The organism is Paracoccus sp. SSJ, from assembly GCF_030234105.1.
GTDB classification, from domain to species: domain Bacteria; phylum Pseudomonadota; class Alphaproteobacteria; order Rhodobacterales; family Rhodobacteraceae; genus Paracoccus; species Paracoccus denitrificans.
On record NZ_JASSPE010000005.1, the window covers coordinates 191,427 to 217,121 of the forward strand.

Sequence of the window (25,695 nt, forward strand, 5' to 3'; positions counted from 1 at the left end):
CTTGCCGAAGGGCGGGCACCGCCGCCGCCGTGACGGTAACAGGCGGCAGCGCAGGCAGCAATGGCCGGGCGCGGATCGCCGCGAGACCCCGTCCCTAGTGCCGCGATCCCGGCCGCGCGGCCGAGGTCAGCACCACCTGCGGCATCTCGGCCCCGTCGCGCTTGGGCAGATTCTCGACCCGGAACCGCAGCCGCAAAAGGAAACGGCCGTCGCCCATCTCCTGCTCGGCCTCGCCCTCCAACTGGGTGGCGAAAGCCTCGATCAACTGGCTGCCCAGGCCGGTGCCTTCGGCCAGGCTGCTGGCGCCGATCGAGTTCTCGACCTCCAGCACGGCATGGCCCGGCCCGTCCGCGCGCAGCGAAACCCGCACCCACGGCTCGGCCTCGGGGTCCGAGACGCCGGAGTATTTCAGCGCATTGGTGAAGGCCTCGGTCGCCAGCAGGCTCAGCGGCACCGCCTGGTCCGGCATCAGCACCAGCGGCTCCAACCGGGTGTCGATGCGCAGCCCGGCGCCGGGGCCGACCGAGGCGTTGGTCATCTGGTTGATGATGTCGCGGATCAGCCGGTCGGCCTCGACCGAATCCAGATGCTCGGCCTGATAGAGGTTGCGATAGATCGTCGCCAGCGACGCCACCCGATCCTGCACCGAGCGCAGAACGCGCCGGGCATCGTCGTGGTCGATCACCCGGATCTGCATGTTGATGATCGAGGCGATCAATTGCAGGTTGTTCTTGACCCGGTGATGCACCTCTTTCAGCAGCACGGTCTTTTCGTTGACGGCGGCCTCCATCGCCTCTTCGTCGCGGATCAGGATGCGGGCCATGTTGTGGAAGGTCTGGCTCATGTCCTCGATCTCGGCGGGCGCGTCGGCCAGCACCGGCGGCGGGGCCGAGCGGTCGCCGATGGCAAAGCGGCGCATCTGGCTGCGCAACTCGCGGATATGGCGCAGCACCAGGCGATAGACCGCGAAATAGGCCACGGCCAGCGAGGCGGCCCACAGGATCAGCGGCAGGATCAGCGCCGTGCGCCGGGTGATGTCGATGCCGGTGATGCCCGATTCGGCCCGGTTCCACGACCCCAGCGCATAGACGAGGCCCGGCACCACCGGCACGACGCTGAACACCCGCCGCTCGCCCGAGTTCGAGATGTCGCGAAAGGTCGTCTCGCTGCGCGACAGCAGCGAGGGCAGGGATTTGCCGCGCGGCAGCACTTCGGCGATGTCGCCCTCGCCCTCGCGGTCCGAAGAGATGACCTCGCCCTGGTTGTTGAAGGTCAGGATGCGCGCGCCATCGGTCCCCAGCCCCGAGACATGGGTCGAGCGCAGCAGGTCGTGCGACATCGAGACGGCGATGAAGCCCAGAAGCTCGACCCCGCGATAAAGCGGCTGGATCACCACCACCACCGACTTGCCGGTGACCGGCCCGTCGGTGCTGGTGGTGACCAGCGTGCCGGGACTGTCGATGAATTGCTGAAAGGCGGATTCGCCGGTCAGGTCATGCACCCCGCGCACCGAGGAACATTCCGTCACCCCGTCCAGCCGGGTGAACCCGGCATAGACGAAGTTTACCGTGCGCTGGACAAGGCCGCGCATGATGTCGGAACAGGCTTGCGGCCGGTCCATCGTCTCCAGCACCGCCGGACCCAGCGCATCGGCGGTGCCGAGCGCGCTTTGCAACAGCGCGCGCTCTCCCGCGGCGGCGGTGGCGGTGCGGCCCAGCAGCGCGATTTCCGAGGATCGCTGGTATTCGCGCGACAGGTGCAGCGTCTGGATGACCGAGATCAGCCCGATGGGCAGGATCGCCACCGACAACAGGCCGCCCAGCCGGAAGCCGAGCCCCTTGGTGAATTCCAGCTTGTCCAGCAGCCGCCGCAGCACGACGGTATCTCAGCGCAGGATCGGGGTGTTCTGCGCCATCACCGCCAGCGTGGCGCGGTCGGTCATCTCCAGCTCCTCGCCCTCCTCCAGTTGCAGAAGCTCGGCCAGCCGGCGGCGGCCGCGATTGGCGCGCGACTTGACGGTGCCCACGGCGACCCCGGTCATCGCCGCCGCTTCCTCATAGGAAAAGCCCGAGGCGCCCACCAGGATCAGCGCCTCGCGCTGCTCGTCGGGCAATTGCTCGAAGGCGGCGCGGAAATCGTTCAGCGCCAGGCGGCCGTCATGTTCGGGCCGGGTGGCCTGACGGGCGGCATGGACCCCGTCGGTATCGCTGACCTCGCGCTTGGTCTTGCGGCGGGCGGAATAGAAGGTGTTGCGCAGGATGGTGAACAACCAGGCCCGCAGGTTGGTGCCGGGCTGGAACTTGTCGATATGGGTCCAGGCCTTGACGATGGTGTCCTGCACCAGGTCGTCGGCCGAGGCCCCCTCGCGCGTCAGCGACAGCGCGAATGCGCGCAACGCCGGCAGATGATCGACCAGCTCGTCCCGAGGATCGCCATGGGCGCCGGAACGGGCGGTTCGCGCCGATTTTCGATCGGTCATGCAGTTCACTCCTGCTCGCGCAATTTGTCGAGCAATTGCAGGAACCTGTCGGGAATCTGCTGGGTCGTGTCCTGCTCGTAGACTCGGCGCAGATTCTCGTCGATCTGCTTTTCTATGGCTGCTCGCCTGCGTTCCTCACGCCTGGTATTCATTTTTTAGTTATTCCCGGTAATCTTGTGCGCACCTTGCCTAACCGTTACCTATCCGATCAGGTTCCAACACACGACGCTTTTTTCGAGGTAGCCATGACCGCAGCGGATCTCGCCCAGTCCATCAGCCGGGAACTGCCCTATCTGCGGCGCTACGCGCGTGCGCTGACGGGCAGCCAGACCGCCGGCGACAATTACGCCGCCGCCACGCTGGAGGCGATCTTGACCGATCGCAGCCTGATGGATGGCGAGGACACCCGCATCGGGCTGTTCCGCACCTTCCATGCCATCTGGCAAAGCTCGGGCCAGCCGGTCGAGCTGGAGGCGCAGTCCCCGCGCGAGGCCAGCGCCCAGGCGCATCTGCGCGGCCTGACCCCGAATTCCCGCGAGGCGCTGCTTTTGCGCACCATCGAGGAACTGCGCTACGACCAGATCGCCGCAGTCATGCAATGCCCGCAGGCCGAGGCCGAGGAACTGGTGCAGATCGCCCTGAACGAGATGAGCCAGGCGCTGACCGGCAAGGTCATGGTGATCGAGGACGAGACCATCATCGCCATGGACCTGAAGGGCATCGTGCAGGCCATGGGCCACGATGTCACTGGCATCGCCCGCACCCATGCCGCCGCAATCGACCTGGCGCATCAAAGCCGCCCGGACCTGATCCTGGCCGATATCCAGCTGGCCGACGGCTCGTCCGGCATCGAGGCGGTGAACGAGCTGCTGTCCAGCATGGGCGATATTCCGGTGATCTTCATCACCGCCTTCCCCGAGCGGCTGTTGACCGGGGACCGGCCGGAACCGGCCTTCCTGATCTCGAAGCCCTATTCCGAGGAACAGGTGCGTTCGGCGGTAAGCCAGGCGATGTTCTTTGCCTCGACCGAGGGGCTGAGCGTCGCCTGACGCGGTTCCTTGCGAGCCTTTGGTTCTACGACGGAACCGATCGGCCCGCTGGCACGGCCGCATGAGTATTTGAAGAACGAAGAAGCGGCGGGCAGGAGGCAACCTGCCTGCCTTTCGTCATCAGGCGCAGATTGCCGCCCGCGCCTCGGCATATTCCCGCGCCAGCCGGTCGACCAGCGCCCCCGCCGGCACCACCTCGCGCACCGCACCGATGCCCTGGCCCGAACCCCAGATCTGGCTCCACGCCTTGGGCCGCGACGAGGCATCGGCGAAATTCATGTCCGAGACGTCGCCGCGCTCCAGGCTGGCCGGGTCGAGGCCGGCCGCGCGGATCGAAGGCGCAAGGTAATTGCCCGAAACCCCGGTGAACAGCGACGAGGTGACCACGTCCTCGGCCCCGGAATCGACGATCATGCGCTTGTATTCGGGCTGGGCGTTGGCCTCATCGGTGGCGATGAAGGGGCTGCCGACATAGGCAAGATCCGCGCCCATCGCCTGCGCCGCCAGAACCGCGCGGCCGGTGGCGATCGCGCCTGACAGCAGCAACGGGCCGTCGAACCATTCGCGGATTTCCTGCACCAGCGCAAAGGGCGATTGCGGCCCGGCATGGCCGCCGGCGCCAGCCGCCACCGCGATCAGCCCGTCGGCGCCCTTCTCGACGGCCTTCCTGGCGAAGCTGTTGTTGATGATGTCGTGCAGCGCGATGCCGCCGCAATCATGCGCCGCCGCGTTCACCTCGGGGCGGGCGCCGAGGCTGGTGATCCAGATCGGCACGCGATGCTTGTGGCAGATTTCGATGTCGCGCTGCAGACGTGCATTCGAACGATGCACGATCTGGTTCACCGCGAAGGGCGCGGCGGGATTGTCGGGATTGGCCTGGTTGTGGCGGTCCAGCTCGTCCTGGATCCGGGTCAGCCAGGCGTCGAGCAGCGGCGGCTCGCCGTCCTTTTCGCGGGCGTTGAGCGCGGGAAAGCTGCCGACGATGCCGGCCTTGCATTGCGCGATCACCAGTTCGGGGCCCGATACGATGAACATGGGCGAGGCGACGACGGGGATGCGCAGATGCGACAGGATCGGGGGCAGCATGAAATCCTCATGGGCAGGTGACCTGGGCAGATTGCCCGCGCCCTGCCACGCTGCCAACCCTGCCGTGGCGTCGCAAGCGCCCGGGCCTGCGGTTCAGTAGGGCAGCGGGTGGCTGCGATGCAGCCTGTCGATACGCTTCAGCGCCTCGTCGGACAGCCGCAGATCCAGCCCGGCCAGCAGATGGTCGAGCTGTGCCGTATCGGTGGCGCCGATGATCGGGATCGCATGGAAGGGCCGCTGCCGGGTGAAGGCGATGGCCATGTGGATCGGATCCAGCCCCAGTTCGGCCGCCAGCCCGCGCCAAGCGGCGACGGCGGCATCGGCGCGCGGGGTGCGTCGTCCGCCCAGATCGCCCGGCCCGCCGGTGGCGCGGTCGGCGGCGACGCGGCTGGCCGCCGGCTCGGCCCCGTCCAGGTATTTCCCGGTCAGAAGCCCCGCCGCCAGCGGCGAATAGGCCAAAAGCGTCACGCCCTCGTTCACCGCCAGTTCCGCCAGATCGGTGTCGAAGGCGCGGTAGAGCAGCGAATATTCGTTCTGGATGCTCGCCACGCGCGGCGCGCCGATGCGCTCGGCGGTGTCGATCCAGCGCGCCGTGCCCCAGGCGGATTCGTTCGACAGGCCGAAGGCGCCGATCTTGCCGGCGCGCACGGCCTCGTCCAGCGCCGCCAGAACGTCCTCCATATGCGCAAGCGTCGCAGCCCGATCCTGTTTCGAGGGATCGTAGCGCCAGTTCTGGCGAAAGGCATAGCTGCCGCGCACCGGCCAGTGCAGTTGGTAGAGGTCGATATGGTCGGTCTTCAGCCGCCTGAGCGAGGCATCGATGATCCGGCGCAGGATGGCACCGTCGAAGCCCTCGGCCCGCACCTTGTCGCCGGGGCCCGTCGCCTTGGTGGCGATCTGCACCCGGTCGCGGGTGCCGCGGGCGGAAAGCCAGGCGCCGACGATCTCTTCGGTCAGGCCCACGGTTTCGCGCCGCACCGGGTTCACCGGATAAAGCTCGGCCGTGTCGAAAAAGGTGATGCCGGCGGCCAGCGCGCGATCCATCTGCGCATGCGCCTCGGCCTCTGCCGTCTGGTTGCCGAAGGTCATCGTGCCCAGGCAAACCCCGCTGACGCGAAGATCGCTGGTGCCGAGCGTGGTGCTGTCCATTGCCGTCCTTTCGTCGCATCTGGCGGAAGAGAGTGGGAGTCGAACCCACCCGGGACAGGCTCACTGCCCCAACCGGATTTGAAGTCCGGCCGCCCCACCGGGGACGCTTCTCTTCCCTATCCCCGACCGTCCGGCCCGTCCGGGGTGAACAGGTCGATCCGGTGAGGGTTGATGCGACGAAGATCCCCCCGACGCAAGGTCAGACCGAGCCGGTCGAAGAAGTCAAGGATCTGGATCGCCACCTTGCGCCCGTTCCGCACCCGGTCGCGAAAATCCGGGGCGGTGAACCAGCCGTCCGGCGCCTGGGCCGCGATGTCGCGGATGATGCCGACCATCTCGACCGTGGTGGCGCGGGCGAAGAAATGGTCATGGGCGATCTGGTCGATGCGGCCCTGGCGCGCGGCCATGCGCAGGATGCGGCGGACCTCGGGCTCGTCGGCGCCGAATTCCTGGGCAAAGTCGCGCACGCGCGGCGGGCGAAAGCGTTCCTCGCCAACAAGGCGCGGCAGGATGCGCTCCAGCAGAGCCTCGTCCTCGGGCGAGAGGCGGGGCAGGTGGCCAGGCAGGCGGATGAAGGCACCGTCCAGCGCGATGCGCCCCGCCGCCGCTTCGGCCCGCAGGAAGGCGGCGAAATCGGGCTTGGGCAGGCGCGGGTCCAGCGAGAGCCGCAGCTTTTCCCGGCCCAGCCCCTGAAGATCGGCGTTCTCGGCGTGAAAGGCGGCCAGTTCCGCTTGCATCCGTTCGCGCAGCGCACCCAGCCAGGCGGGGCTTAGCGCCTGTCGCGTGCCCGGAACGATGGCGATGCCCGAGGAGGCAATGGCCCGGTCAAGCTCGGCCGGCGACAAGGCGCGGTCGCGGGCGAAGGCGTCGAGGTCGACCAGCGCCAGCCCGGCCATGGCAGCCAGCGCCTTGTCAGGATCGGGCAGGGCCATGGCGCGCAGGACGGCCAGACGCTCGGGTCGGGTGCGGTGGCGGGCGGGCGCGCGCAGGTCGACCAGCCGCCCGCCGCCGATTGTGCGCCGGGCCGAAACGTCGCGCAGGATGAAGCGTTCGCCCACGGTCGCGGCCAGGCGACGGTCCAGGACAAGCTGCGCCAACCCCTCCTCGCCCGGGGCCAGCGGCCCCTCCAGCGGCACGATGCGCGCGCCGGTTTCGGCAGCACCCAGATGCAGGCGGGCGGGGAACCAGGTGGCCAGCGGCTTGGGCTCGCCGTCCAGCGCGCGCAGGATCACGTCGATGCGCTGGGTCGGCGCGTGCAGCACGGGGTCCAGCGCCACGTCGCCGCGGTGAATCGCCTCGCGCGTCACCCCCTCGCCGGCAAGGTTCAGGGCGCAGCGCTGGCCGGCAAGCCCGGTTTCGGCCTTGCGGCTCTGGGCGTGGATACCGCGCACCCGGGCCGGCAGGCCCAAGGGGCTGATGGCGATCTGGTCGCCCAGGGCGACCCGGCCCGACAGCACCGTGCCGGTAACGACGGTGCCCGTCCCGGCCAGGGTGAAGCTGCGGTCGATGGCAAGGCGAAAGCGCGCCTCGGCGGCGCGGGCGCCGGTTTCGGCCTCGGCCTGCACCAGCGCGGCGCGCAAGGCGTCGATGCCCGCGCCGGTCAGCGACGAAACCGGAAAGACCGGCGCACCGGCAAGGCCGGTGGGGGCCAGCAATTCGGCGATCCCGGCGGAAAGCCGGGCGATGCGTTCGGGCGGCGCCAGGTCGGATTTGGTCAGCGCGACCATGCCGCGGGTGATGCCCAGAAGGTCCAGGATGGCCAGATGCTCGCGCGTCTGCGGCATGATGCCGTCATCGGCGGCGACGACCAGCAGGGCAAGGTCGATGCCGCCGGCGCCGGCCAGCATGGTATGGACAAATTTCTCATGCCCCGGCACGTCGACGAAGCCCGTCACGCCGCCGCCGCCCAGATCGGCATAGGCAAAGCCCAGCTCGATGGTGATGCCGCGGGCCTTTTCCTCGGCCAGCCGGTCGGTCTCGACCCCGGTCAGCGCCCGGACCAGCGCCGTCTTGCCATGGTCGATGTGACCTGCCGTGCCGACGATCATGAGCCGCGCCGCACCACCGTCAATAGCCGGTCAGGAAGGGGTTGAAGCCGCCCCGCTTCCATTCGGTGTCCCGCATCATCAGGTCGAGGCCCAGGCTCGCCACATCGTCGGCGACGGGTTCCAGCGAGGGATTGCGGTTCTGATACAGGACCTTGACCCAGCGATCGCATTCGCGGCAGACCTCGGCCTTGACCGTGGCCTCGCCGGTCTCGACCGAGCGATAGCTGATGCCCTTGGTCGAGCCGCAGCAGAGGCATTTCACCCGTACCTCGTTCCACAGCACCTGGCAGGTGGCGCAGGAACAATAGCGCGCCCCTTCGGCGCCGATGCTTTCGGTCACCAGGCTGGCGACCGGCCGGCCGCCGCAGGCCGGGCAGGTACCGGTGCGGATCGGCACCAGTTGCGCGGCATCCAGCGTCGCCGCCTGCATCGCGGCATGGACCTGCAAGGCGGCGGCGGCGAAAAGATGCGGGGCCACGCTGTCCTCGGGGATGGTGTCGGCCAGCACATTGCCCATCACCCAGCCCAGATCCGAGGGCTCTGCCGCCTGCAATGCCGCCAGCGCCAGCCGGGCGGGTTCGGGCATCTCAAGGGACGCGAGCCGCTCCAGCAGCAGGGGCAGCGCCTGTGCCAGCCCCTCGCGCATGGCATTGCGGTCGAGCGGCGGCATGCGGCTGGCGCGGGCCAGTTCGATCCGCTCGGGCGGCAACGGTTCGGGCTGGGGCAATTCGCGGGCCAGATCGGCCTGCGCCCGGCAGATGCCGGCCAGAAAGCGCAGGTAGGGCGCAAGGTTCGGGCTGTGCCCGGCCAGGAAATCGAACCGCTCGGCGCGGGTCGAGAACAGCGCCACGGGCTGGGGCAGGCGCGCCAGCGGAACCTTGGCGACGCCGCCGATCATCGCGGGATCGGGTTTCAGGGCAGTGGACATGGCTTCCTTTCGGATCGCTTTGCTCTACTCTGCCGGGCCGCCTCCCTCGCGTCCAGCCAGTTCGCGCAGCCATTTGCGATGGTGCCGCCAGGCCCAGCCGCCGGTCACCGTGCCGCGCGTCATGGCGCGGATGGTGCCCCGCGTCCAGATCGCCGCATAGACGTGCAGGATGAAGGTCAGAATGATCGCCACCGCCGCCAGCGCATGGATCAGCACCGCCCAGCGCCGCACCGGGATCGAGACCAGGTCGGGGAAATATTGCTGCCAGATCATCACGCCCGACACGATCAGCACCACGATCAGCACCGACATGGCCCAGAAGACGAATTTCTGCCCGGCATTGTATTTGCCAAGCTCGGGCAGTTTCTCCTCTTCGCCGCGGACGACCTCGCCGATATGGCTGACCCAGGTGCGATCCTCGGGGCGGGGCAGGTTCAGCCGCCACATCTGCAGGAACAGCAACAGGAAGCTGAAGAATAGCAGCACGCCGACAAAGGGATGCAGCCAGCGCGTCGTCTGCCCGCCGCCGAACAGCCCGGTCAGGAAGTAGAGCGAGGGGTGGAACAGCGCCAGCCCCGAAAGCAGCAGCACGATCAGGCTGGCCGCCGTCACCCAGTGGTTCAGCCGGGTGATGCCGCGATAGCGGCTGACCGTGACCGGATGCCGGCTTTCGATATGGTCGCCCGGTTGCGAGAACATGCGTTTCGGCATCACAGCACCTCCCTTCCCGGCGGGACCGGGGGTTCGCGCGCCTCGACCAGTTCCTCGGCATGGGTTTCATCCTCGGCCGAGACCTTGTTGGCGCGTGTCATCAGCCCGTGCAGGACCGAGCCGATGGCCGCTGCACCGATGGCGGCCAGGCCCAGCGTCTTGGTCACGCCCTTCCAGCCCTCGACCACCGGCGAGATGCGCGGCTCCTCGGGCAGGTTGGAGTAAAGCGAGGGCTGGTCCGCATGATGCAGCACATAGAAGACATGCGTGCCGCCCACCCCCTGCGGATCATAGATGCCGGCATTGTCGTAGCCGCGCGACTTCAGGTCCTCGACCCGCGCTTCGGCATGGGCCAGCATGTCCTCCTTGGTGCCGAAGACGATGGCCTGGGTAGGGCAGGCCTTGGCGCAGGCCGGACCCTGGCCTACCGCCACCCGGTCCGAACACAGCGTGCATTTGTAGCTCACATGGGTTTTCTGGCTGATGCGCGGGATGTTGAACGGACAGCCCGTCACGCAATAGCCGCAGCCAATGCAGTTCTCGTGGATGAAATCCACGATGCCGTTCGAATATTGCACGATGGCGCCGGGGGCCGGGCAAGCCTTGAGACAGCCCGGATCGGCGCAATGCATGCAGCCGTCCTTGCGGATCAACCATTCGAAATCGCCGGTCTGCGGGTTCTCGTATTCGGAAAACCGCATCAGGGTGAACATGTCGGGCGTCAGGTCGTGCGGGTTTTCGTAAAGGCCGACGTTCTGCTCGATCTCGGGATAGGTGTCGTTCCATTCGGCGCAGGCCGATTGGCACGCCTTGCAGCCGATGCATTTCGACACGTCGATCAGCTTGGCCACCGGCGTCAACTCGCGCGTCGGCGGCGGCAGGTCGGGCATAGCCGAGGAACGGACGACATCGCCCGGCCCCAGGTTGGCCTGCATCGGCTGCACCGGCGGGTTCGAGACCGCCGTGCGCGGGCTGTCGAGGTTCGGTTCCGTCGTCATGACACGGCCTCCCCTGTCGCGGGTTCGATATTGACCAGGAACGCCTTGAATTCAGGCGTTTCCACATTGGCGTCGCCGACAAAGGGCGTCAGGCTGTTCGGCCCGAACCCCTTGCGCGCCGCACCCATGAAGCCCCAATGCAGCGGGATGCCGATGACATGCACCAGCTTGTCGCCGCATTGCATCGGCTTCAGCCGCCCCGTCACCAACGCCTTGGCCTTGACCTCGCCCCGCTTGGACCAGACCCGCACCCAGCCGCCTCGCCGGATGCCCTTTTCGGCGGCCAGCTCTTCGCTGATCTCGACGAAGAACTCGGGCTGCAAGGCCGCGTTGATGCGGTTGTGCTTGGTCCAGTAGTGGAAATGCTCGGTCAGGCGATACGAGGTCGCCGCGATCGGGAATTCCTCGCTGGTGGCGAATTGCTCGGCATCGCTGGCAAAGACCCGCGCCACCGGGTTGCCGCGCATCTGCGGGTTGAACACGTTGGCGATGGGCGACTCGAACGGCTCCATATGCGTCGGGAAGGGACCGTCGCGCATCATGCCCCGCGTGAACAGGCGCGAGACGCCCTCCTGGTTCATGATGAACGGACCGACATCGCCGGGCTTGGCCGTGGGCGCGATGTCGGGCACGTCGTAGCCGGTCCATTTCTCGCCATCCCATTCCAGCAGCTTGCGAGAGGGATCCCAGGGCCGGCCCTGCATATCCGCCGAGGCCCGGTTGTAGAGGATCCGCCGGTTCAGCGGCCAGGAAAAGGTCCAGTTCGGATAGGCGCCGGTCTCGTCGGGGTCGGCATTGTCCCGGCGGGCCATGTTGTTGCCGTCCTCGTTCCAGCAGCCGGAGTAGATCCAGCAGGCGCCCATGGTCGAGCCGTCGTCGCGATACTGGCTGAAGTTCAGAAGCTGCTTGCCCCTGGCGGTCAGCAGTTTCGTCGGGTCGGCGGTGTCGTAGACATCCTCCAGCGCCCGGCCGTTCATCTCCTTGGCCAGTTCCTCGGGCGAGGGCTCGTCGGGATCGGCATAGTTCCAGGTCAGGTTCAGGATCGGGTCGGGGAACACGCCGCCTTCTTCCTGATAGAGCTTTTTCACCCGCAGGAAGATCTGCGCCATGATCCAGGTGTCATGCCTGGCCTGGCCGGGCGGGGTCGCCGCCGACCAGTGCCATTGCAGCCAGCGCCCCGAATTGACCAGCGCGCCGTCGTCCTCGGCAAAGCAGGACGAGGGCAGTTCCAGCACTTCGGTCTGGATCGAGGCGGTGTCCACGTCGTTGTGCTCGCCGTGGTTTTCCCAGAAATGCGCCGTCTCGGTCTCAAGCGGGTCCATGACCACCAGAAGCTTCAGCTTGCTGAGCGCCTCCGTGACCTTGGCCCGGTTCGGAAAGGACAGGAGCGGGTTGAAGCCCTGGCAGAAATACAGGTTCACCTGTCCCGCATTCATCAGCTCGAACATGCGCAGGATGTCATAGGTCGGCACGTCCAGCTTGGGCAGGTAGTGATAGGCCCAGTCGTTCTCGGCCGTGGCCGCGTCGCCCCACATCGCCTTCATGAAGCTGACCATGAACTTGGGATAGTTCTGCCAATAGCTGGTCTGGCCCCGACGCAGCGGCTTGAAGCTGCGGCTGGACATGTAGGTCTGCCAGTCCGGCTCTTTCTCGGTCGGGATGTTCAGATAGCCGGGGATCAGGTTCGACATCAGCCCGATATCGGTCAGGCCCTGGATGTTGGAATGGCCCCGCAGCGCGTTCATCCCGCCGCCCCGGACGCCGATATTGCCCAGGATCAGCTGCAGCATCGCCATGCCGCGGATGTTCTGCGCCCCTTTCGAGTGCTGGGTCCAGCCAAGTGCATACATCGAGGTCATGGTCTTGTCGGGCGCCGAGCATTCGCCGATCATCTCGGCGATCTTCAGGAAGCGGTCCCTGGGCGTGCCGCAAACCTCTTCGACCAGCTCGGGCGTGTAGCGCGAGACATGCTCCTTGAGCAGGTTCCAGACGCAGCGCGGATGCTCCAGCGCCATGTCCACGGCGGCAAAGCCGTCCTCGCCGATCACGTAGTCCCAGCTCGACTTGTCATAATCGCGCTTTTCCGGGTCGTAGCCGGTGAACAGCCCGTCGCTCCAGCCGTATTCGTCCTTCACGATCAGGGGGGCGTTGGTGAAGTTCTTCACATAGTCCCACTGCACCTTGTCGTTCTGGATCAGCCAGTTGATCATCGCCATCAGGAAGACGATGTCCGAACCGGGCCGGATCGGCGCATAATAGTCGGCTACCGAAGCCGTGCGGGTAAAGCGCGGATCCACCACGATCAGCCTGGCGCCGCGCGTGGCCTTGGCTTCGGTCACCCATTTGAAGCCGCAGGGATGCGCTTCGGCGGCATTGCCGCCCATGACGACAACGAGGTCGGTATTCTTGATGTCGGTCCAGGAGTTGGTCATCGCTCCACGGCCAAATGTCGGGCCCAAACTGGACACCGTGGGGCCGTGTCAGACGCGCGCCTGGTTGTCGAATCCGACGATCCCCATGGACCTGACCACCTTGTAGGTCAGCCATGCGGTTTCATTGGTGGTGGCCGAGGCCGCCAGATAGCCGGTGGTGGTCCAGCGGTTGACGGGCACGCCGTCGTCGTTGGTCAGCACCATGTTGGCGTCGCGGTCGTCCTTGAGTGCGCGGGCGATCTTGTCCAGCGCCTCTTCCCAGGAAATCTCCTCGAAGCTCGCCGCGCCGGGGCGGCGAATGCGGGGCGTGGTCAGCCGCGTCTCGGCATTGACGAAATCCTTCAGCGCCGCGCCTTTCGGGCAAAGCGTGCCGCGGTTGGTCGGATGGTCGGCGTCGCCCTCGATATGCACCACTTTGGCCTCTTCGCCGGCCTTCAGGTCGCCGTCCGAATAGATGATGATGCCGCAGGCCACCGAGCAATAGGGACAGGTGTTGCGCGTCTCGGTCGTCGAGGCCAGCTTGAAGGCGCGCACATGCGCCTGTTCCGCCGCCTCGGCTCCGCCGAAGCCCATGGCCCCCAGCGATGTCGCCGCGACACCCGCACCCGCCAGTTTCAGGAAACCGCGCCGCGAGAGGTCGATATTCATCGTGCCCTCCTTTTGCCTGTCGAAGAGATAGGTACGGGGTCAGGATCGCGCGGTATGGTAGTTCTGTCAAGCTTGGCACGAAAAAGGCGCAGCCGTGGCCGCGCCCTCAAGTTCTTGTTATTCCGTTGTGTTTATTGTTGCATAACGGAGGCTCAGACCTCGACCGAGACCGCACCGATCGGATGCGAGCAGCAGGCCAGGATATAGCCTTCCTCGATGTCCTCGTCGGTGATGCCGCCGTTATGGACCATATGCACCTCGCCGGCAGTTTTCCTGACCTTGCAGGTGCCGCAAAGGCCGAAGGTGCAGCCCGAGGGGATGTTGAGCCCGTTGGCCTTGGCCACTGCCAGCACGGTGTCGGTTTCCTGGCACTTCGCCACCACGCCCGAGCTTTCGAAGGTGATCTGGGCAGCGCTTTCCTCGTCCGGGACCACGTCGTCCAGCACCGGCGCCTCGGCCTCGTTGCGGATGGGCGCACCGAAGCTTTCCTGGTGATAGTGGTCCATGTCGAAGCCCAAGGCGATCAGCATGTCGCGCACCGCCTGCATGAAGGGCTCGGGTCCGCAACAGAACACCTCGCGCTCCAGGTAATCCGGCGCCATCAGGCCCAGCATGATCTGGTTCAGCCGGCCGCGATAACCGTGCCAGGTGCGGAACGGGTCGGATTCCTCGACCGCGAAGCGCAGTTGCAGGCCCGGAACACGGTCGGCCATGCCCTCCAGCCGCTGGCGAAAGATGATGTCGGCCGGGGCGCGCGCGGCATGGACGAAGACGATGTCCGGCATCTCGCCCGAATCCCAGGCCCAGGTGGTCATCGACATCACCGGCGTGATGCCCGAGCCGGCCGAGATGAACAGGTATTTCGGCGCCTCGTGCCGGACGAAGGAAAAGATCCCCGCCGGCCCAAAGGCCTTCAGCCGCATCCCCGGCCGCAGATGGTCGATCATCCAGCGCCCGCCGACGCTGCCCGGCTGCGCCTTGACCGTGACCGAGATCGACAGCGGCCGCGAGGGGCTGGAGCTGATCGTATAGGTCCGCTGCACGTTGCCGCCGGGGACCGGCAGGTCCAGCGTGACGAACTGGCCGGGCTGGTAGTCGAAATAGGCCCCAGAAGGCGCGCGGAAGGTGAAGGTGGCGGTGTCCGAGGTCTCGGGCACAACCATCGCGCATTCCAGCGGCTCGTCATCCTTCCACGGCCGGTCGCCGAATGCCTTGACCAGGACTGCCATTATTCCGCCGCCATGGCCGGACGCGGCGACAGGCGATCCATCATCTGCTGCACATACCAGTCGACGAAATGGATCACGCCCTCTTCCTGGTTGGGGGAATAGGGGCCGGGCTCATAGGCGGGGGACAGGATACCCTTCTGGTTCTCCTCGACCACGCGGCGGTCCTCGTCGTTGGTCGCCAGCCACACCTCGGTCAGCTTTTGCAGGTCGTAGTCGACCCCTTCGACCGCATCCTTGTGGACCAGCCATTTCGAGGTCACCTCGGTCTCGGTGGGCGAGATCGGCAGCAGGCGGAACACGATGGCATGGTCGGGCAGGAAGTGGTTCCAGCTCGACGGGAAGTGATAGAACATCAGGCTGCCCGCATCGTTCCACGGGATCGTGCCCATGCGCCGGTTCACCGCCGCCTTGGTGGACATGGTAAAGCTTTCGGCATTGTTCAGCAGCGGCACGCGGGCAAAGCGCCATTGCATCCCCGGCTCGTTCACGAAGCGCGCGGGCAGGCCGGCCTTGTCGCAGCGGTTCCAATGCGACAGGATCTCGGGCGAGGCGGCATTCGGCCCCTCCATCACCGTCATCAGCGGGTTGTCGGAATAGGTCCGGCAAAGCGAGGGATGGCTGCCGCCGCAGTGATAGCATTCGCGGTTGTTCTCGATCACCAGCTTCCAGTTACCCTTCTCGACGATGGTCGAGGTAAAGGCGACCTTGGCGTTCGACAGGTCGCTTGCGCCGACATAGTCGCGCAGGAAACCGCCGAGCTGCTCGAAATCCGGCGGATTGTCGGCCAGGCAGATGAAGACCATGCCGCCCTCGGTCCGGCAATGCACCGGCTTGAGGCTGAATTTCGACGGATCGAAATCGGGGCCCATGTCGCGGGCGAACAGAAGCTTGCCGTCGAGGTCATAGGTCCATTGGTGATAGGGGCAGACCAGCTTGGGCGACGTGCCGTTCTGCTTGGGGCAAAGCCGCTGGCCACGATGGCGGCAGACGTTGTGAAAGGCGCGGATCTGCCCGTCGGCGCCGCGCACGATCACCACCGGATATTCGCCGATCTGCAGGGTGGCGTGGTTACCGGTCTTGGGGATGTCGCAGGAAGGAATGGCAAAGAGCCATTCGCGATACCAGAGGTTTTCCAGATCGGCATGAAAGACGCCCTCGTCGCAGTAGAGGTCGCGGCTGAGCGAGAAGTTCTTCCGCCGGTTGGCGAGCTGGTCCAGGATTTCAGCTGTGTTCAGCATGGCTTGATTCCGTCACAAAGGGGCATCCTGCGCAAAGCATTGCACCCCTTTGCCCGGCCGCAACTTGCCAAATGCGACGCCCGGATGACGGAAACGGACATCGGCCGGTTTTGCGCCTCGCCGCAGCGTGCCGCAACGAGGCGAGCGGCACACCGCAGAGCGAAACGGTGCGCAGGCAGCCGAATATCGCGACAAGCAGATGATCCTGTTTTCGATCCGCCGCCGGCGGCTTGCAGCAACCCTTTCCCCGGGGGTTTTTCAAGGGATTGTTCCCGGGACGGACGGGACGGACGGCCTCCGTCCGGTCGCGGGGAGACCCCGCGCGCATAACCCTGTGGATAAGCCGGGGCGACTCAGGGGGCGGGATCTGTGGAGATCGCGCCCCTTCCTCCTGCCCTCCAGATCCGATGAGAGGACAGAGCATGAACGAAGCCGGTTTCTCCACATGTCCAAAACCTGTCACAAACAGCCCACAAGCTGTAGAAAAGAAAAATTTTCACAAACTTATCCACAGGTGCATTCCAGCTATACCGCTGTTTCCTTGACGTTTTTTCAATAACAGATCTTTAGGGCACGTTTTTTCCCCAAATGCCGCCAGCTGGGGAATTTTGTCGTGAAACGGGGGTTTCCCGTCATCCACAGGGCCAACCACAACAACATCCTTATCTTTATCTTTATTTCTTTTTGATAGAGAGAAGGTGCGCCGGAGGTGTGACATGACCGATTTCCTGCCGCTCGCTTATCCCTGGATCAAAGCCTTGCATGTCATGGCGGTGCTTTCCTGGATGGCTGGACTGTTCTATCTGCCCCGGCTGTTCGTCTATCACGCCGAACGCGGCCATCTTGGGCAAGAGCCGGTGCAATCCTTTCGGATCATGGAAGACAAGTTGCTGCACCTGATCATGAATCCGGCGATGATCGTCACATGGATCGCAGGTCTTGCGCTGGTGCTGACGCCTGGCATCGTGGACTGGACGATGATCTGGCCCTGGACCAAGGCAGCCGGGGTGCTGGGAATGACCTGGTTTCACATGTGGCTGGCCGGCCAGCGCAAGGCGCTTCTGCTTGGCCAGGGGCTAAGCGGCCGGCGCTATCGCATGATGAACGAGGTTCCGACCCTTCTCATGGTCCTGATCGTGCTGTCGGTGATCGTGAAATTCTAGAAGAATTGACTCGCGCCCGGATTCTGCCTATGTGACCCGCAACCGCCGTCCGGTGGGGTTTTTCCTGACACAGTTTTCTGCGCGGACCGATCATGCGTCGGATAGTGCGCGCCCATAGGCTAGACATGACCGAAGAACGCCTCAACCTGTCCGATCTCAAGGCCAAGAGCCCGGCCGACCTGCTGGCCATGGCCGAGGAGTGGGAGATCGAGAACGCCTCGACCATGCGCAAGGGCGAGATGATGTTCTCGATCCTCAAGGAGCATGCCGAGGAAGGCTTCGAGATCGGCGGCGACGGCGTGCTGGAGGTTGTCCAGGACGGTTTCGGCTTCCTGCGCTCGCCCGAGGCGAACTATCTGCCGGGGCCCGACGACATCTATGTCAGCCCCGACATGATCCGCCAGCACAGCCTGCGCACCGGCGACACGGTCGAGGGCGTGATCCGCGCCCCGGGCGAGAACGAACGGTATTTCGCCCTGACCAAGGTCGAGAAGATCAACTTCGAGAATCCCGAGAAAGCCCGCCACAAGGTCGCCTTCGACAACCTGACCCCGCTTTATCCGAACGAACGCCTGAAGATGGAGATCGAGGATCCGACCATCAAGGACCGTTCGGCCCGGATCATCGACCTGGTGGCGCCGATCGGCAAGGGCCAGCGTTCGTTGATCGTGGCGCCGCCGCGCACCGGCAAGACGGTGTTGCTGCAGAACATCGCCCATTCGATCGAGAAGAATCACCCGGAATGCTATCTGATCGTGCTGCTGATCGACGAGCGGCCGGAAGAGGTGACCGATATGCAGCGTTCCGTGAAAGGCGAGGTGATTTCCTCGACCTTCGACGAACCGGCCAGCCGGCACGTCGCCGTGTCGGAGATGGTGATCGAGAAGGCCAAGCGCCTTGTCGAGCATAAACGAGATGTTGTGATCCTTCTGGATTCTATCACGAGACTTGGTAGGGCTTTCAATACCGTGGTGCCCAGTTCGGGCAAGGTCCTGACCGGCGGTGTCGACGCGAATGCCTTGCAGCGTCCGAAGCGATTCTTTGGCGCGGCCCGCAATATCGAAGAGGGCGGTTCGCTGACCATCATCGCTACGGCGCTGATCGATACCGGCTCGCGCATGGATGAGGTGATCTTCGAGGAATTCAAGGGCACCGGCAACAGCGAGATCGTGCTGGATCGCAAGGTGGCCGACAAGCGCGTGTTCCCGGCCATGGATATTCTCAAGTCCGGCACCCGCAAGGAAGAATTGCTGGTCGATGCCAAGGATCTGCAAAAGACCTATCTGCTGCGGCGTATCCTGAACCCGATGGGGACCACGGATGCCATCGAATTCCTGATCTCGAAGCTGAAGCAGACCAAGACCAATGGCGAATTCTTCGATTCGATGAACGCCTGACGGCGCGGAGGATGCGGTGGATACGATCTTTGCCGAGGCGACCCCGCCCGGTCGAGGGGGCGTTTCCGTTGTCCGCCTCAGCGGACCGAAGGCGCATACGACACTGGAATCCTTGGCTGGACCAGTTGCAACGCCCCGGATGGTGGCGTTGCGGGCGTTGCGGGATGGCGACGACCTGATCGACCGCGCGCTGGTGATATGGTTTGCGGAAGGTCACAGCTTTACCGGCGAGGAAGTGGCCGAACTGCATCTGCATGGCGCGCCCGTCATCGCCAGCCGACTGTCGCAGGCGTTGCTGGCAAGGGGATTGCGGCGCGCCGAAGCAGGCGAATTTACCAAGCGCGCCTTCCTCAACGGTCGCATCGATCTGGCCGAAGCCGAAGGTTTGGCTGACCTGCTTTCGGCCGAGACCGAGGCACAGCGCAAGCTTGCCATGCGAGCGACGGAAGGCGAGTTGGGACGCAAGGCCGACGAGCTGCGGTCCAAACTGATCCGCGCCGGCGCATTGATCGAGGCCAGCATCGATTTTGCCGATGAGGAAGTGCCTGATGAGGTTCCTGAAGAGGCGTTGGAACTGATAAAGACGGTCTGCAGCGATATTCAGGGGATGTTGGCAAGCTATCCGGCCACCGAACGGCTGCGCCAGGGCTATGAAGTGGCCATCATTGGACCGCCAAATGCCGGGAAATCGACTTTGCTGAACCGGATCGGCCAAAGGGAAATCGCGCTGGTTTCAGAGATTGCGGGGACCACGCGGGATATCCTTGAATTGCATACGGATTTGCGTGGCTTGCCGGTAACTTTCCTGGATACGGCCGGCCTGCGCGAGAGCAGTGATCCGGTAGAGGCGATGGGGGTTGCACGAGCTGTGCAACGGGCTGCGGAAGCGGATCTGCGCATCCATTTGTCGGTCGATGGTGTTCCTGAAGAAGCCGTGATGGAGGGCGATATCATCGTCCGTTCCAAGGCGGATCTGGGCCGGGGCGAGGAAAATGCCATTTCCGGCCTGACCGGGGAAGGGGTCGCGGAGCTTCTGGATTTGGTCTATGATCGGCTGCGAGTCAGGGCTGCCGATTCCGGGTTGGTTGGGCATAAGCGACAGGCAGAAGCCTTGCAGCGCGCGGCGGCGGCTTTGGAGATTGAAGGCAGCTTGGCACCGGAGTTTCTGGCAGAAGCCTTGCGGCAGGCAGCGCAAGCGTTGGCGATGATGGTTGGGCGGGTCGGGGCCGAGGATTATCTGGACGAGATCTTCAGTTCCTTCTGTATCGGAAAGTAAGGTTCCACGTGAAACAATTCGACGTAATCGTGATTGGTGGAGGCCATGCCGGCGTGGAAGCGGCCATGGCTGCGGCCCGCATGGGTGTGGAAACCGCGCTGGTCACGTTGCACCGCGACGATATCGGCACCATGTCCTGCAACCCTGCGATCGGGGGGCTGGGAAAGGGCCATCTGGTCCGAGAAATCGACGCGCTCGATGGAGTCATGGGGAAGCTCGCCGATACCGCCGGCATTCAGTTTCGGCTTTTGAACCGACGCAAGGGTCCTGCTGTGCAAGGGCCTCGTGCACAGGCGGATCGCAAGCTTTATCGTTCGGCTGCGGCGAAGATAGTGGCCGGACAGGACGGTCTGTCTCTGATCCTGGGCGAGGCTGCCGAATTACTGCATCAGCGTGGCCAAGTCACTGGCTTGCGGCTGGCCGATGGTAGCGAATTGCAGGCGCGGCAGATCATCCTGACCACCGGAACATTCCTGAACGGTTTGATTCACATAGGGGAAATCAGCCGCCAAGCAGGCCGCTGGGGCGGGTCCGCCTCCGTGACCTTGGCCGCTTCGCTCCGCCCGTTGAACCTGCCGCTGGGGAGATTGAAGACTGGAACGCCTCCGCGCATTCTGCGGCAGACCATCGATTGGGAGAGCCTGGATCAGCAGCCGGGTGATGAAGAGCCGGTGATGTTCTCTTACCTGAATACGGTGCCGGAAGCTCCGCAAGTCAGCTGCGCGATCACGCATACCAACCCCGACACGCACCGAATAATTCGCGAAAACCTTGCGCGATCAGCGATGTATGGGGGGCGAATCGATGGCGTGGGACCGCGATACTGCCCTTCGATTGAGGACAAGGTCGTCCGTTTTGCCGATAAGGAATCGCATCAGATCTTCCTGGAACCGGAAGGTCTGGATAGCGATCTTGTCTATCCAAACGGGATTTCGACGTCTTTGCCGGAAGATATCCAACTCGCTTACGTTCGTTCAATCCGTGGTCTTGAACAGGCGCAGATCGTGCAGCCGGGCTATGCGGTGGAATATGACTATGTTGACCCGCGTGCCTTGGCTGCGTCGCTGGAGGTCAAGAATTTGTCAGGGCTGTTCCTGGCCGGGCAGATCAATGGCACGACGGGTTATGAAGAGGCGGCGGCGCAAGGGCTGGTCGCTGGTCTCAATGCCGCATTGAAGGCGCAAGGCCGCGAGGCGTTGCATTTCAGCCGGTCGCAAAGCTATATCGGGGTGATGATCGATGATCTCACCACGCGCGGTGTCAGCGAGCCCTATCGCATGTTCACGTCGCGTGCCGAATTCCGGCTCTCGCTTCGCGCGGATAACGCTGATCAGCGTTTGACGCCTTTTGGTATCGATATTGGCTGTGTCGGCCAGGAGCGCAGAGCGGCATTCTCTGAAAAGATGCGGCGCTATACTGCGGCGCGGGACCGTGCCGAGTCCATATCCTTTACTCCGACGGAGCTTTCCCGTTCGGGGATCGAGGTGCGTCACGATGGGGCTCGACGCAGCCTGTTTGCTCTGCTGGCTCAGCAGGAAATACCGCAAGATCAAGTCCTTGCGCTGGATGATCAGCTTGTATTGCAAGATCCCGCCATCATCCGCCAGTTGGCCACAGATGCGCTTTATCATCAGTATACGGACCGTCAGGGCAAGGATGCCGAGCTGCTCCGAAAGGAAGAGGCAGTAGCCATACCAGCCGAGTTTGATTATGACGCGCTTTCTGGCCTGTCCAACGAACTCAAATTCAAGCTGAACCAACATCGCCCGGCAACGCTGGCTGCCGCTGCGAATATCGAGGGGATGACCCCGGCTGCGCTGACCTTGATCCTCGCCGTGATCCGTGCCGGCAATCGCCGCAGCGCCTGATGAGTGTTTCACGTGAAACAGAACGCCTCGCGACTTATGCCGGGCTGTTGCGGAAATGGAATCCGGCCATCAATCTGATTGCTGCTTCGACAATTGATCAGATCGAGGCGCGTCATATCGCTGACAGTTTGCATCTGGTCGAGATCGCGAAGAATGCACAAGGAAGCTGGGTCGATCTGGGCAGCGGTGGCGGGCTTCCCGGCATCGTGGTCGCGATCATGCGGCCCGATCTGGAGCTGTCCATGGTGGAAAGCGACCAGCGCAAGGCGGCGTTCTTGCGCAATGCCATTCGCGAGCTGGCACTGCCGCACGCAAAGGTGCTGTGCAAACGCATCGAGGCTTTGGATCGGCTCGATGCCGCCAATCTCAGTGCAAGAGCCCTTGCTCCGCTTCCGCAGCTCATGGCATATGTAGAGCGGCACCTGAGCCCGTCTGGAACAGCATGGCTGATGAAAGGCCGAAACTGGCAAGCCGAGGTTTCTCAGGCGCAAAGCGATTGGAAGTTCGACCTGAAAACCCACCAAAGCGCGACAGATCCTGACGCGGCCATTCTGGAAATCACGGGACTCCGCCATGCCTGACACACGCATCATTGCTGTTGCAAACCAGAAGGGTGGGGTCGGAAAGACTACCACGGCAATCAATCTTGGTGCGGCCTTGGCCGAACAAGGTCAGCGCGTCGCCATTATTGACCTTGACCCGCAGGGCAATGCCTCCACTGGTTTGGGCGTGCCGTTGGAAGAACGCGAGCTGACGTCCTATGACCTGCTGACCGGGGAGCGCGCATTGCAGGAAACGCTGCGCGACACGGCGATTGCCAATCTCCGCGTCGTGCCGTCGAACCGCGACCTTGCCTCGGCGGATTTCGAGCTCTCCAACCGACCCGGTCGGACCCAGCTTTTGCGCCGGAAACTGTCGGCTCCTTCGGAATTCGACTATATTCTGATCGATTGTCCGCCGGCGCTTGGCCTTCTTACCGTGAATGCCATGGTGGCGTCGGACAGCGTCCTGGTGCCGCTGCAAGCCGAGTTCTATGCGCTGGAGGGGCTTTCGCAGCTGTTGATGACGGTGCGCGAGGTGCGGCAAACCGCAAATCCCGATTTGCGCATCGAGGGCGTGCTGCTGACCATGTCCGACAATCGCAACAACCTGTCTCAGCAAGTCGAGGCGGATGCGCGCAGCACGCTTTCCGGCCTGGTCTATCGCACGGTGATTCCGCGCAATGTGCGGCTGTCCGAGGCGCCATCGCACGCCATGCCGGTGCTGCAATACGATCCGAACTCCAAGGGAAGCCACGCCTATCGCGATCTGGCAAGGGAGTTCCTGTCCCGTCAACTCGCGACCGCCTGAGGAGGAATCATGGCAGAGAACAAGCTTGAAAAGCGCGGTCTGGGCCGTGGATTGTCGGCGTTGATGGCCGATGTGGATCTGATTCCTTCCGAGCGTCCCGCGCCCCGGCAGATCCTTCCGGTCGAACAGCTGACGCCGAACCCGGATCAGCCTCGCCGCAGTTTTGCCCCTGAAGCGTTGCAGGAGCTTGCCGATTCGCTAAAGACTCGCGGCATGCTGCAGCCGTTGATCGTGCGCCCGCATCCGACCGATCGCGGCCTTTACCAGATCGTTGCTGGTGAGCGCCGCTGGCGTGCCGCTCAGATCGCCCAGCTCCATGAGGTGCCGGTCATCGTTCGCGATCTGAACGATACGGAAGTGCTGGAAGTCGCCATTGTCGAGAACATCCAGCGTGCCGACCTGAACGCGATCGAGGAGGCGGCTTCTTATCGCCAGCTCATGGACAGGTTCGGCCACACCCAGGAAAAGCTGGGGGAGGCGCTTAACAAGAGCCGCAGCCATATCGCCAACCTGCTGCGGCTGCTGAACCTGCCGGAACAGGTGCAGGCCTGGCTCAAGGAAGGCAAGCTGACTGCCGGCCATGCCCGGGCGCTGATTACCGCATCCAATGCCGTCGAGCTTGCGCGCAAGGTGATCGAGAAGAACCTTTCCGTGCGCGAGACTGAAGAACTGGTGCGTCGCCAAGCCGAAGGCCCCAAGGCGCAGAAATCCAGGAGCGCCAGCCAGGAAAAGGATGCCGACACCCGCGCGCTGGAAGGCGATTTGACCGCGCATCTCAAGATGAAGGTGGCGATCAACCATTCCGGGACCGACGGTGGCCAGCTTGTGATCACCTATCGCGACCTTGATCAGCTTGATCGTCTTTGCCAGATCCTTGCCGGCGACTGAACACCATATCTAGTATAGTTCAAGCAAAAAGACACTAGAAAAGCTGGTATCATCGGCACTGGCCACCAAGAAAAAGCCCCGGAGGATCACTCCGGGGCTTTGTGCTGCCGGGTATCTCGCCGTAACCGGCTCAGCTTGCGGGGGTCGAGCTGACGCCGACCTTGGCCGGGCGCAGCAGTCGGTCGTGCAGCATGAAGCCGTTATCCATGACCTGGATGATGCTGCCGGCAACCGTGCCGGGCACGGGGGCCTCGAACATCGCCTCGTGCTGCTGGGGATCGAATTTCTCGCCCGGGGCCGGGGTGATGACCTTGATGCCATGCTTTGCGAAAACGTTGTTCAATTCGCGCAGGGTCAATTCGACGCCCTCGATCAGCGCGGCGGCGGCGGCGCGCTGATCCTCGCTGGCGGCTTCCAGCGCGCGGGTCAGTGCGTCATGCACCGGCAGCAGGTCGCGCGCCAGGCGCGAGCCGCCATATTGCTCGGCATCGCGGCGATCTTTTTCGGCCCTCTTGCGGGCGTTCTCGGCATCGGCCAGCGCGCGCATGAAGCGGTCGCGATATTCGTCCCGTTCGGCGATCAGCGCCTCGACTTCGGGCGAGGGCACCTCATCGGCCGGCGGGTCGATGATCTCCTCATCCAGCGGGCTGCCGTTCGGGTTTTCGTTCGTCATGTCCTCATCATCCTTTCCGGCCAGAGATCAACCGGCCGACAAGCTGCGCAGTATAGTCCACGATCGGCACGATGCGGCCATAGTTCAGCCGCGTCGGACCGATGACGCCGACCGCGCCAACAATCTTTCGGTCGGCATTCATATAGGGCGAAACGACGAGAGAGGAACCGGAAAGTGAAAAAAGCTTGTTCTCGGAACCGATGAAAATGCGCACGCCCTCGCCCTGTTCGGCCAGTTCCAGGAACTCGGCGATGTCGCGCTTGCGTTCCAGGTCGTCGAACAAGGTGCGGATCCGGTCGAGATCGGCCAGCTCATGCGCCAAAAGATTGGCGCGGCCGCGCACGATAAGCCGCGGATCGCTGCTTTCCCCCTCCCATTGCGCCAAGCCCGAAGAGACCAGCTGGGCCGCCACGCTGTCCAGCTTCTGACGGCTCGCCTCGATCTCATGTGCGACGCTGCGCCGCAGCTCGGCCAGGGTCCGGCCCTCGGCTACGGCGTTCAGGAAGTTCGCCGCCTCGCGCATTGAACTGGCCGTATGACCGGGCGGGGGGGTAAAGACCCGATTTTCGACCCGGCCATCGGCAAAGACCAGCACGACCAGCGACCTGTCGGGAGCCAGGCTGACGAATTCGATATGCCGCACCGGCGCCTCCTGCTTGGGCATCAGCACCAGCGAGGCGCCCCGGGTCAGGGCCGACAGCGCCGTGCTGACCCGGTCCAGCATGACGCCGGTATCGCGATTGTCGTCGCCCAGGGTTTCCTCGATCATCTCGCGGTCGCTGGACGAGACCGGCCCGGCCTCCATCAGCCCGTCCACGAACAGCCGCAGCCCCAATTGCGTCGGCATGCGCCCGGCCGAGATATGCGGGTGATCCAGAAGACCCAGAAGCTCCAGGTCCTGCATCACGTTGCGAATCGTCGCGGCGCTGAGCTTCTCGGACATTTCCCGGGTCAGCGTGCGCGAGCCGACCGGCTCGCCGGTGGCGAGATAGGCTTCGACCACGCGGCGGAAAACCTCGCGTGAGCGGTCGTTGAGATCGGAAAGCAGCGCGGTTTCTAGCATGGGCAATCTGTCAGGACGTTCT

24 protein-coding genes and 1 tRNA gene are annotated in these 25,695 nt (G+C 64.3%); 8 read left to right on the forward strand and 17 right to left on the reverse strand.

Going from position 1 to position 25,695, the window contains the following annotated elements:
- Window positions 1–94 precede the first annotated feature (94 nt).
- The 3 genes from QPR87_RS07530 to QPR87_RS07540 are packed head-to-tail and all read right to left on the reverse strand — an operon-like array spanning window position 95 to window position 2,631.
- Window positions 95–1,876 carry a histidine kinase dimerization/phosphoacceptor domain -containing protein gene (locus tag QPR87_RS07530; RefSeq protein ID WP_285048971.1) on the reverse strand — a complete coding sequence of 594 codons (1,782 nt, stop codon included), beginning with the start codon at window positions 1,874–1,876 and terminating at the stop codon, window positions 95–97.
- A gap of 9 nt (window positions 1,877–1,885) precedes the next feature.
- Entirely contained in the window at window positions 1,886–2,479 is a 594-nt protein-coding gene (locus QPR87_RS07535) for an RNA polymerase sigma factor (protein ID WP_011749095.1), read from the reverse strand.
- 5 nt (window positions 2,480–2,484) lie between these two features.
- Complete coding sequence (locus tag QPR87_RS07540) at window positions 2,485–2,631, reverse strand: NepR family anti-sigma factor (RefSeq protein ID WP_011749096.1); 147 nt, start codon at window positions 2,629–2,631, stop codon at window positions 2,485–2,487.
- Between the two features lie 93 nt (window positions 2,632–2,724).
- On the opposite strand from QPR87_RS07540, the gene QPR87_RS07545 reads away from it, so the two are divergent.
- On the forward strand, window positions 2,725–3,528 hold the full coding sequence (locus QPR87_RS07545) for a response regulator (protein WP_011749097.1): 804 nt from the start codon (window positions 2,725–2,727) through the stop codon (window positions 3,526–3,528).
- A gap of 120 nt (window positions 3,529–3,648) precedes the next feature.
- Here the strand turns inward: QPR87_RS07545 and QPR87_RS07550 are convergent, their stop codons facing one another.
- The 12 genes from QPR87_RS07550 to QPR87_RS07600 form a co-directional block, all read right to left on the reverse strand.
- The gene (locus QPR87_RS07550; protein WP_041530001.1) at window positions 3,649–4,614 is read right to left on the reverse strand and encodes an NAD(P)H-dependent flavin oxidoreductase; all 966 of its coding nucleotides are present in this window, start codon (window positions 4,612–4,614) and stop codon (window positions 3,649–3,651) included.
- 93 nt (window positions 4,615–4,707) lie between these two features.
- Window positions 4,708–5,763, reverse strand: coding sequence for an aldo/keto reductase (locus QPR87_RS07555; protein ID WP_285048974.1), 1,056 nt, complete (start codon window positions 5,761–5,763; stop codon window positions 4,708–4,710).
- Window positions 5,764–5,783: 20 nt separating this feature from the next.
- Window positions 5,784–5,879 (reverse strand) — tRNA-Sec (locus QPR87_RS07560).
- On the reverse strand, window positions 5,880–7,811 hold the full coding sequence (selB, locus tag QPR87_RS07565; RefSeq protein ID WP_285048976.1) for a selenocysteine-specific translation elongation factor: 1,932 nt from the start codon (window positions 7,809–7,811) through the stop codon (window positions 5,880–5,882).
- A 19-nt stretch (window positions 7,812–7,830) separates the two neighbouring features.
- Window positions 7,831–8,739, reverse strand: a complete 909-nt coding sequence (gene fdhE / locus QPR87_RS07570) for a formate dehydrogenase accessory protein FdhE (protein ID WP_285048977.1) — start codon at window positions 8,737–8,739, stop codon at window positions 7,831–7,833.
- Window positions 8,740–8,763: 24 nt separating this feature from the next.
- Window positions 8,764–9,450: a formate dehydrogenase subunit gamma gene (locus QPR87_RS07575; protein ID WP_104493178.1), complete on the reverse strand. Its 687-nt coding sequence runs from the start codon at window positions 9,448–9,450 to the stop codon at window positions 8,764–8,766.
- Window positions 9,450–10,448, reverse strand: a complete 999-nt coding sequence (fdxH, locus tag QPR87_RS07580) for a formate dehydrogenase subunit beta (protein WP_285048979.1) — start codon at window positions 10,446–10,448, stop codon at window positions 9,450–9,452. The genes QPR87_RS07575 and fdxH overlap by 1 nt, the downstream gene beginning before the upstream one ends.
- Window positions 10,445–12,916, reverse strand: a complete 2,472-nt coding sequence (gene fdnG / locus QPR87_RS07585) for a formate dehydrogenase-N subunit alpha (protein ID WP_502921602.1) — start codon at window positions 12,914–12,916, stop codon at window positions 10,445–10,447. Before fdnG ends, fdxH begins: the two co-directional genes overlap by 4 nt.
- A gap of 12 nt (window positions 12,917–12,928) precedes the next feature.
- Window positions 12,929–13,528 carry a twin-arginine translocation signal domain-containing protein gene (locus tag QPR87_RS23740; RefSeq protein ID WP_011749105.1) on the reverse strand — a complete coding sequence of 200 codons (600 nt, stop codon included), beginning with the start codon at window positions 13,526–13,528 and terminating at the stop codon, window positions 12,929–12,931.
- A gap of 152 nt (window positions 13,529–13,680) precedes the next feature.
- On the reverse strand, window positions 13,681–14,757 hold the full coding sequence (locus QPR87_RS07590; protein ID WP_011749106.1) for an FAD-binding oxidoreductase: 1,077 nt from the start codon (window positions 14,755–14,757) through the stop codon (window positions 13,681–13,683).
- Window positions 14,757–15,995 (reverse strand): aromatic ring-hydroxylating oxygenase subunit alpha, encoded by a 1,239-nt coding sequence (locus QPR87_RS07595; RefSeq protein WP_285048982.1) that lies wholly within the window; start codon window positions 15,993–15,995, stop codon window positions 14,757–14,759. The genes QPR87_RS07590 and QPR87_RS07595 overlap by 1 nt, the downstream gene beginning before the upstream one ends.
- A gap of 496 nt (window positions 15,996–16,491) precedes the next feature.
- Window positions 16,492–16,713: a hypothetical protein gene (locus QPR87_RS07600; RefSeq protein WP_285048983.1), complete on the reverse strand. Its 222-nt coding sequence runs from the start codon at window positions 16,711–16,713 to the stop codon at window positions 16,492–16,494.
- On the opposite strand from QPR87_RS07600, the gene QPR87_RS07605 reads away from it, so the two are divergent.
- From QPR87_RS07605 to QPR87_RS07635, 7 genes are all read left to right on the forward strand, one after another.
- Window positions 16,712–17,158, forward strand: a complete 447-nt coding sequence (locus tag QPR87_RS07605; protein WP_285048984.1) for a CopD family protein — start codon at window positions 16,712–16,714, stop codon at window positions 17,156–17,158. The two genes, QPR87_RS07600 and QPR87_RS07605, sit on opposite strands and share 2 nt — an antisense overlap.
- A 125-nt stretch (window positions 17,159–17,283) precedes the next feature.
- Window positions 17,284–18,555: a transcription termination factor Rho gene (rho, locus tag QPR87_RS07610; RefSeq protein WP_041529676.1), complete on the forward strand. Its 1,272-nt coding sequence runs from the start codon at window positions 17,284–17,286 to the stop codon at window positions 18,553–18,555.
- Window positions 18,556–18,571: 16 nt separating this feature from the next.
- Window positions 18,572–19,831 (forward strand): tRNA uridine-5-carboxymethylaminomethyl(34) synthesis GTPase MnmE, encoded by a 1,260-nt coding sequence (gene mnmE, locus QPR87_RS07615; protein ID WP_285048987.1) that lies wholly within the window; start codon window positions 18,572–18,574, stop codon window positions 19,829–19,831.
- 8 nt (window positions 19,832–19,839) lie between these two features.
- The gene (mnmG, locus tag QPR87_RS07620) at window positions 19,840–21,699 is read left to right on the forward strand and encodes a tRNA uridine-5-carboxymethylaminomethyl(34) synthesis enzyme MnmG (protein WP_285048988.1); all 1,860 of its coding nucleotides are present in this window, start codon (window positions 19,840–19,842) and stop codon (window positions 21,697–21,699) included.
- The gene (gene rsmG / locus QPR87_RS07625; RefSeq protein ID WP_285048990.1) at window positions 21,699–22,280 is read left to right on the forward strand and encodes a 16S rRNA (guanine(527)-N(7))-methyltransferase RsmG; all 582 of its coding nucleotides are present in this window, start codon (window positions 21,699–21,701) and stop codon (window positions 22,278–22,280) included. Before mnmG ends, rsmG begins: the two co-directional genes overlap by 1 nt.
- The gene (locus tag QPR87_RS07630) at window positions 22,273–23,049 is read left to right on the forward strand and encodes a ParA family protein (protein WP_011746356.1); all 777 of its coding nucleotides are present in this window, start codon (window positions 22,273–22,275) and stop codon (window positions 23,047–23,049) included. Before rsmG ends, QPR87_RS07630 begins: the two co-directional genes overlap by 8 nt.
- A gap of 9 nt (window positions 23,050–23,058) precedes the next feature.
- The gene (locus tag QPR87_RS07635) at window positions 23,059–23,937 is read left to right on the forward strand and encodes a ParB/RepB/Spo0J family partition protein (RefSeq protein ID WP_011746357.1); all 879 of its coding nucleotides are present in this window, start codon (window positions 23,059–23,061) and stop codon (window positions 23,935–23,937) included.
- A 130-nt stretch (window positions 23,938–24,067) separates the two neighbouring features.
- On the opposite strand, the gene QPR87_RS07640 is transcribed toward QPR87_RS07635, so the two are convergent.
- Both QPR87_RS07640 and hrcA read right to left on the reverse strand, forming a co-directional pair.
- Window positions 24,068–24,610 (reverse strand): nucleotide exchange factor GrpE, encoded by a 543-nt coding sequence (locus tag QPR87_RS07640; RefSeq protein WP_104493187.1) that lies wholly within the window; start codon window positions 24,608–24,610, stop codon window positions 24,068–24,070.
- Window positions 24,611–24,617: 7 nt separating this feature from the next.
- Complete coding sequence (gene hrcA / locus QPR87_RS07645; protein ID WP_011746359.1) at window positions 24,618–25,673, reverse strand: heat-inducible transcriptional repressor HrcA; 1,056 nt, start codon at window positions 25,671–25,673, stop codon at window positions 24,618–24,620.
- Window positions 25,674–25,695: the final 22 nt, after the last annotated feature.

Excerpts from the sequence above, each read along its gene's own strand:
- QPR87_RS07535 (WP_011749095.1), bottom strand. The coding sequence starts at position 2,479 with ATGACCGATCGAAAATCGGCGCGAACCGCCCGTTCCGGCGCCCATGGC.
- QPR87_RS07540 (WP_011749096.1), bottom strand. The coding sequence starts at position 2,631 with ATGAATACCAGGCGTGAGGAACGCAGGCGAGCAGCCATAGAAAAGCAG.
- QPR87_RS07545 (WP_011749097.1), top strand. The coding sequence starts at position 2,725 with ATGACCGCAGCGGATCTCGCCCAGTCCATCAGCCGGGAACTGCCCTAT.
- QPR87_RS07550 (WP_041530001.1), bottom strand. The coding sequence starts at position 4,614 with ATGCTGCCCCCGATCCTGTCGCATCTGCGCATCCCCGTCGTCGCCTCG.
- QPR87_RS07555 (WP_285048974.1), bottom strand. The coding sequence starts at position 5,763 with ATGGACAGCACCACGCTCGGCACCAGCGATCTTCGCGTCAGCGGGGTT.
- selB (WP_285048976.1), bottom strand. The coding sequence starts at position 7,811 with ATGATCGTCGGCACGGCAGGTCACATCGACCATGGCAAGACGGCGCTG.
- fdhE (WP_285048977.1), bottom strand. The coding sequence starts at position 8,739 with ATGTCCACTGCCCTGAAACCCGATCCCGCGATGATCGGCGGCGTCGCC.
- QPR87_RS07575 (WP_104493178.1), bottom strand. The coding sequence starts at position 9,450 with ATGCCGAAACGCATGTTCTCGCAACCGGGCGACCATATCGAAAGCCGG.
- fdxH (WP_285048979.1), bottom strand. The coding sequence starts at position 10,448 with ATGACGACGGAACCGAACCTCGACAGCCCGCGCACGGCGGTCTCGAAC.
- QPR87_RS23740 (WP_011749105.1), bottom strand. The coding sequence starts at position 13,528 with ATGAATATCGACCTCTCGCGGCGCGGTTTCCTGAAACTGGCGGGTGCG.
- QPR87_RS07590 (WP_011749106.1), bottom strand. The coding sequence starts at position 14,757 with ATGGCAGTCCTGGTCAAGGCATTCGGCGACCGGCCGTGGAAGGATGAC.
- QPR87_RS07595 (WP_285048982.1), bottom strand. The coding sequence starts at position 15,995 with ATGCTGAACACAGCTGAAATCCTGGACCAGCTCGCCAACCGGCGGAAG.
- QPR87_RS07605 (WP_285048984.1), top strand. The coding sequence starts at position 16,712 with ATGACCGATTTCCTGCCGCTCGCTTATCCCTGGATCAAAGCCTTGCAT.
- QPR87_RS07600 (WP_285048983.1), bottom strand. The coding sequence starts at position 16,713 with ATGTCACACCTCCGGCGCACCTTCTCTCTATCAAAAAGAAATAAAGAT.
- rho (WP_041529676.1), top strand. The coding sequence starts at position 17,284 with ATGACCGAAGAACGCCTCAACCTGTCCGATCTCAAGGCCAAGAGCCCG.
- rsmG (WP_285048990.1), top strand. The coding sequence starts at position 21,699 with ATGAGTGTTTCACGTGAAACAGAACGCCTCGCGACTTATGCCGGGCTG.
- QPR87_RS07630 (WP_011746356.1), top strand. The coding sequence starts at position 22,273 with ATGCCTGACACACGCATCATTGCTGTTGCAAACCAGAAGGGTGGGGTC.
- QPR87_RS07635 (WP_011746357.1), top strand. The coding sequence starts at position 23,059 with ATGGCAGAGAACAAGCTTGAAAAGCGCGGTCTGGGCCGTGGATTGTCG.
- QPR87_RS07640 (WP_104493187.1), bottom strand. The coding sequence starts at position 24,610 with ATGACGAACGAAAACCCGAACGGCAGCCCGCTGGATGAGGAGATCATC.
- hrcA (WP_011746359.1), bottom strand. The coding sequence starts at position 25,673 with ATGCTAGAAACCGCGCTGCTTTCCGATCTCAACGACCGCTCACGCGAG.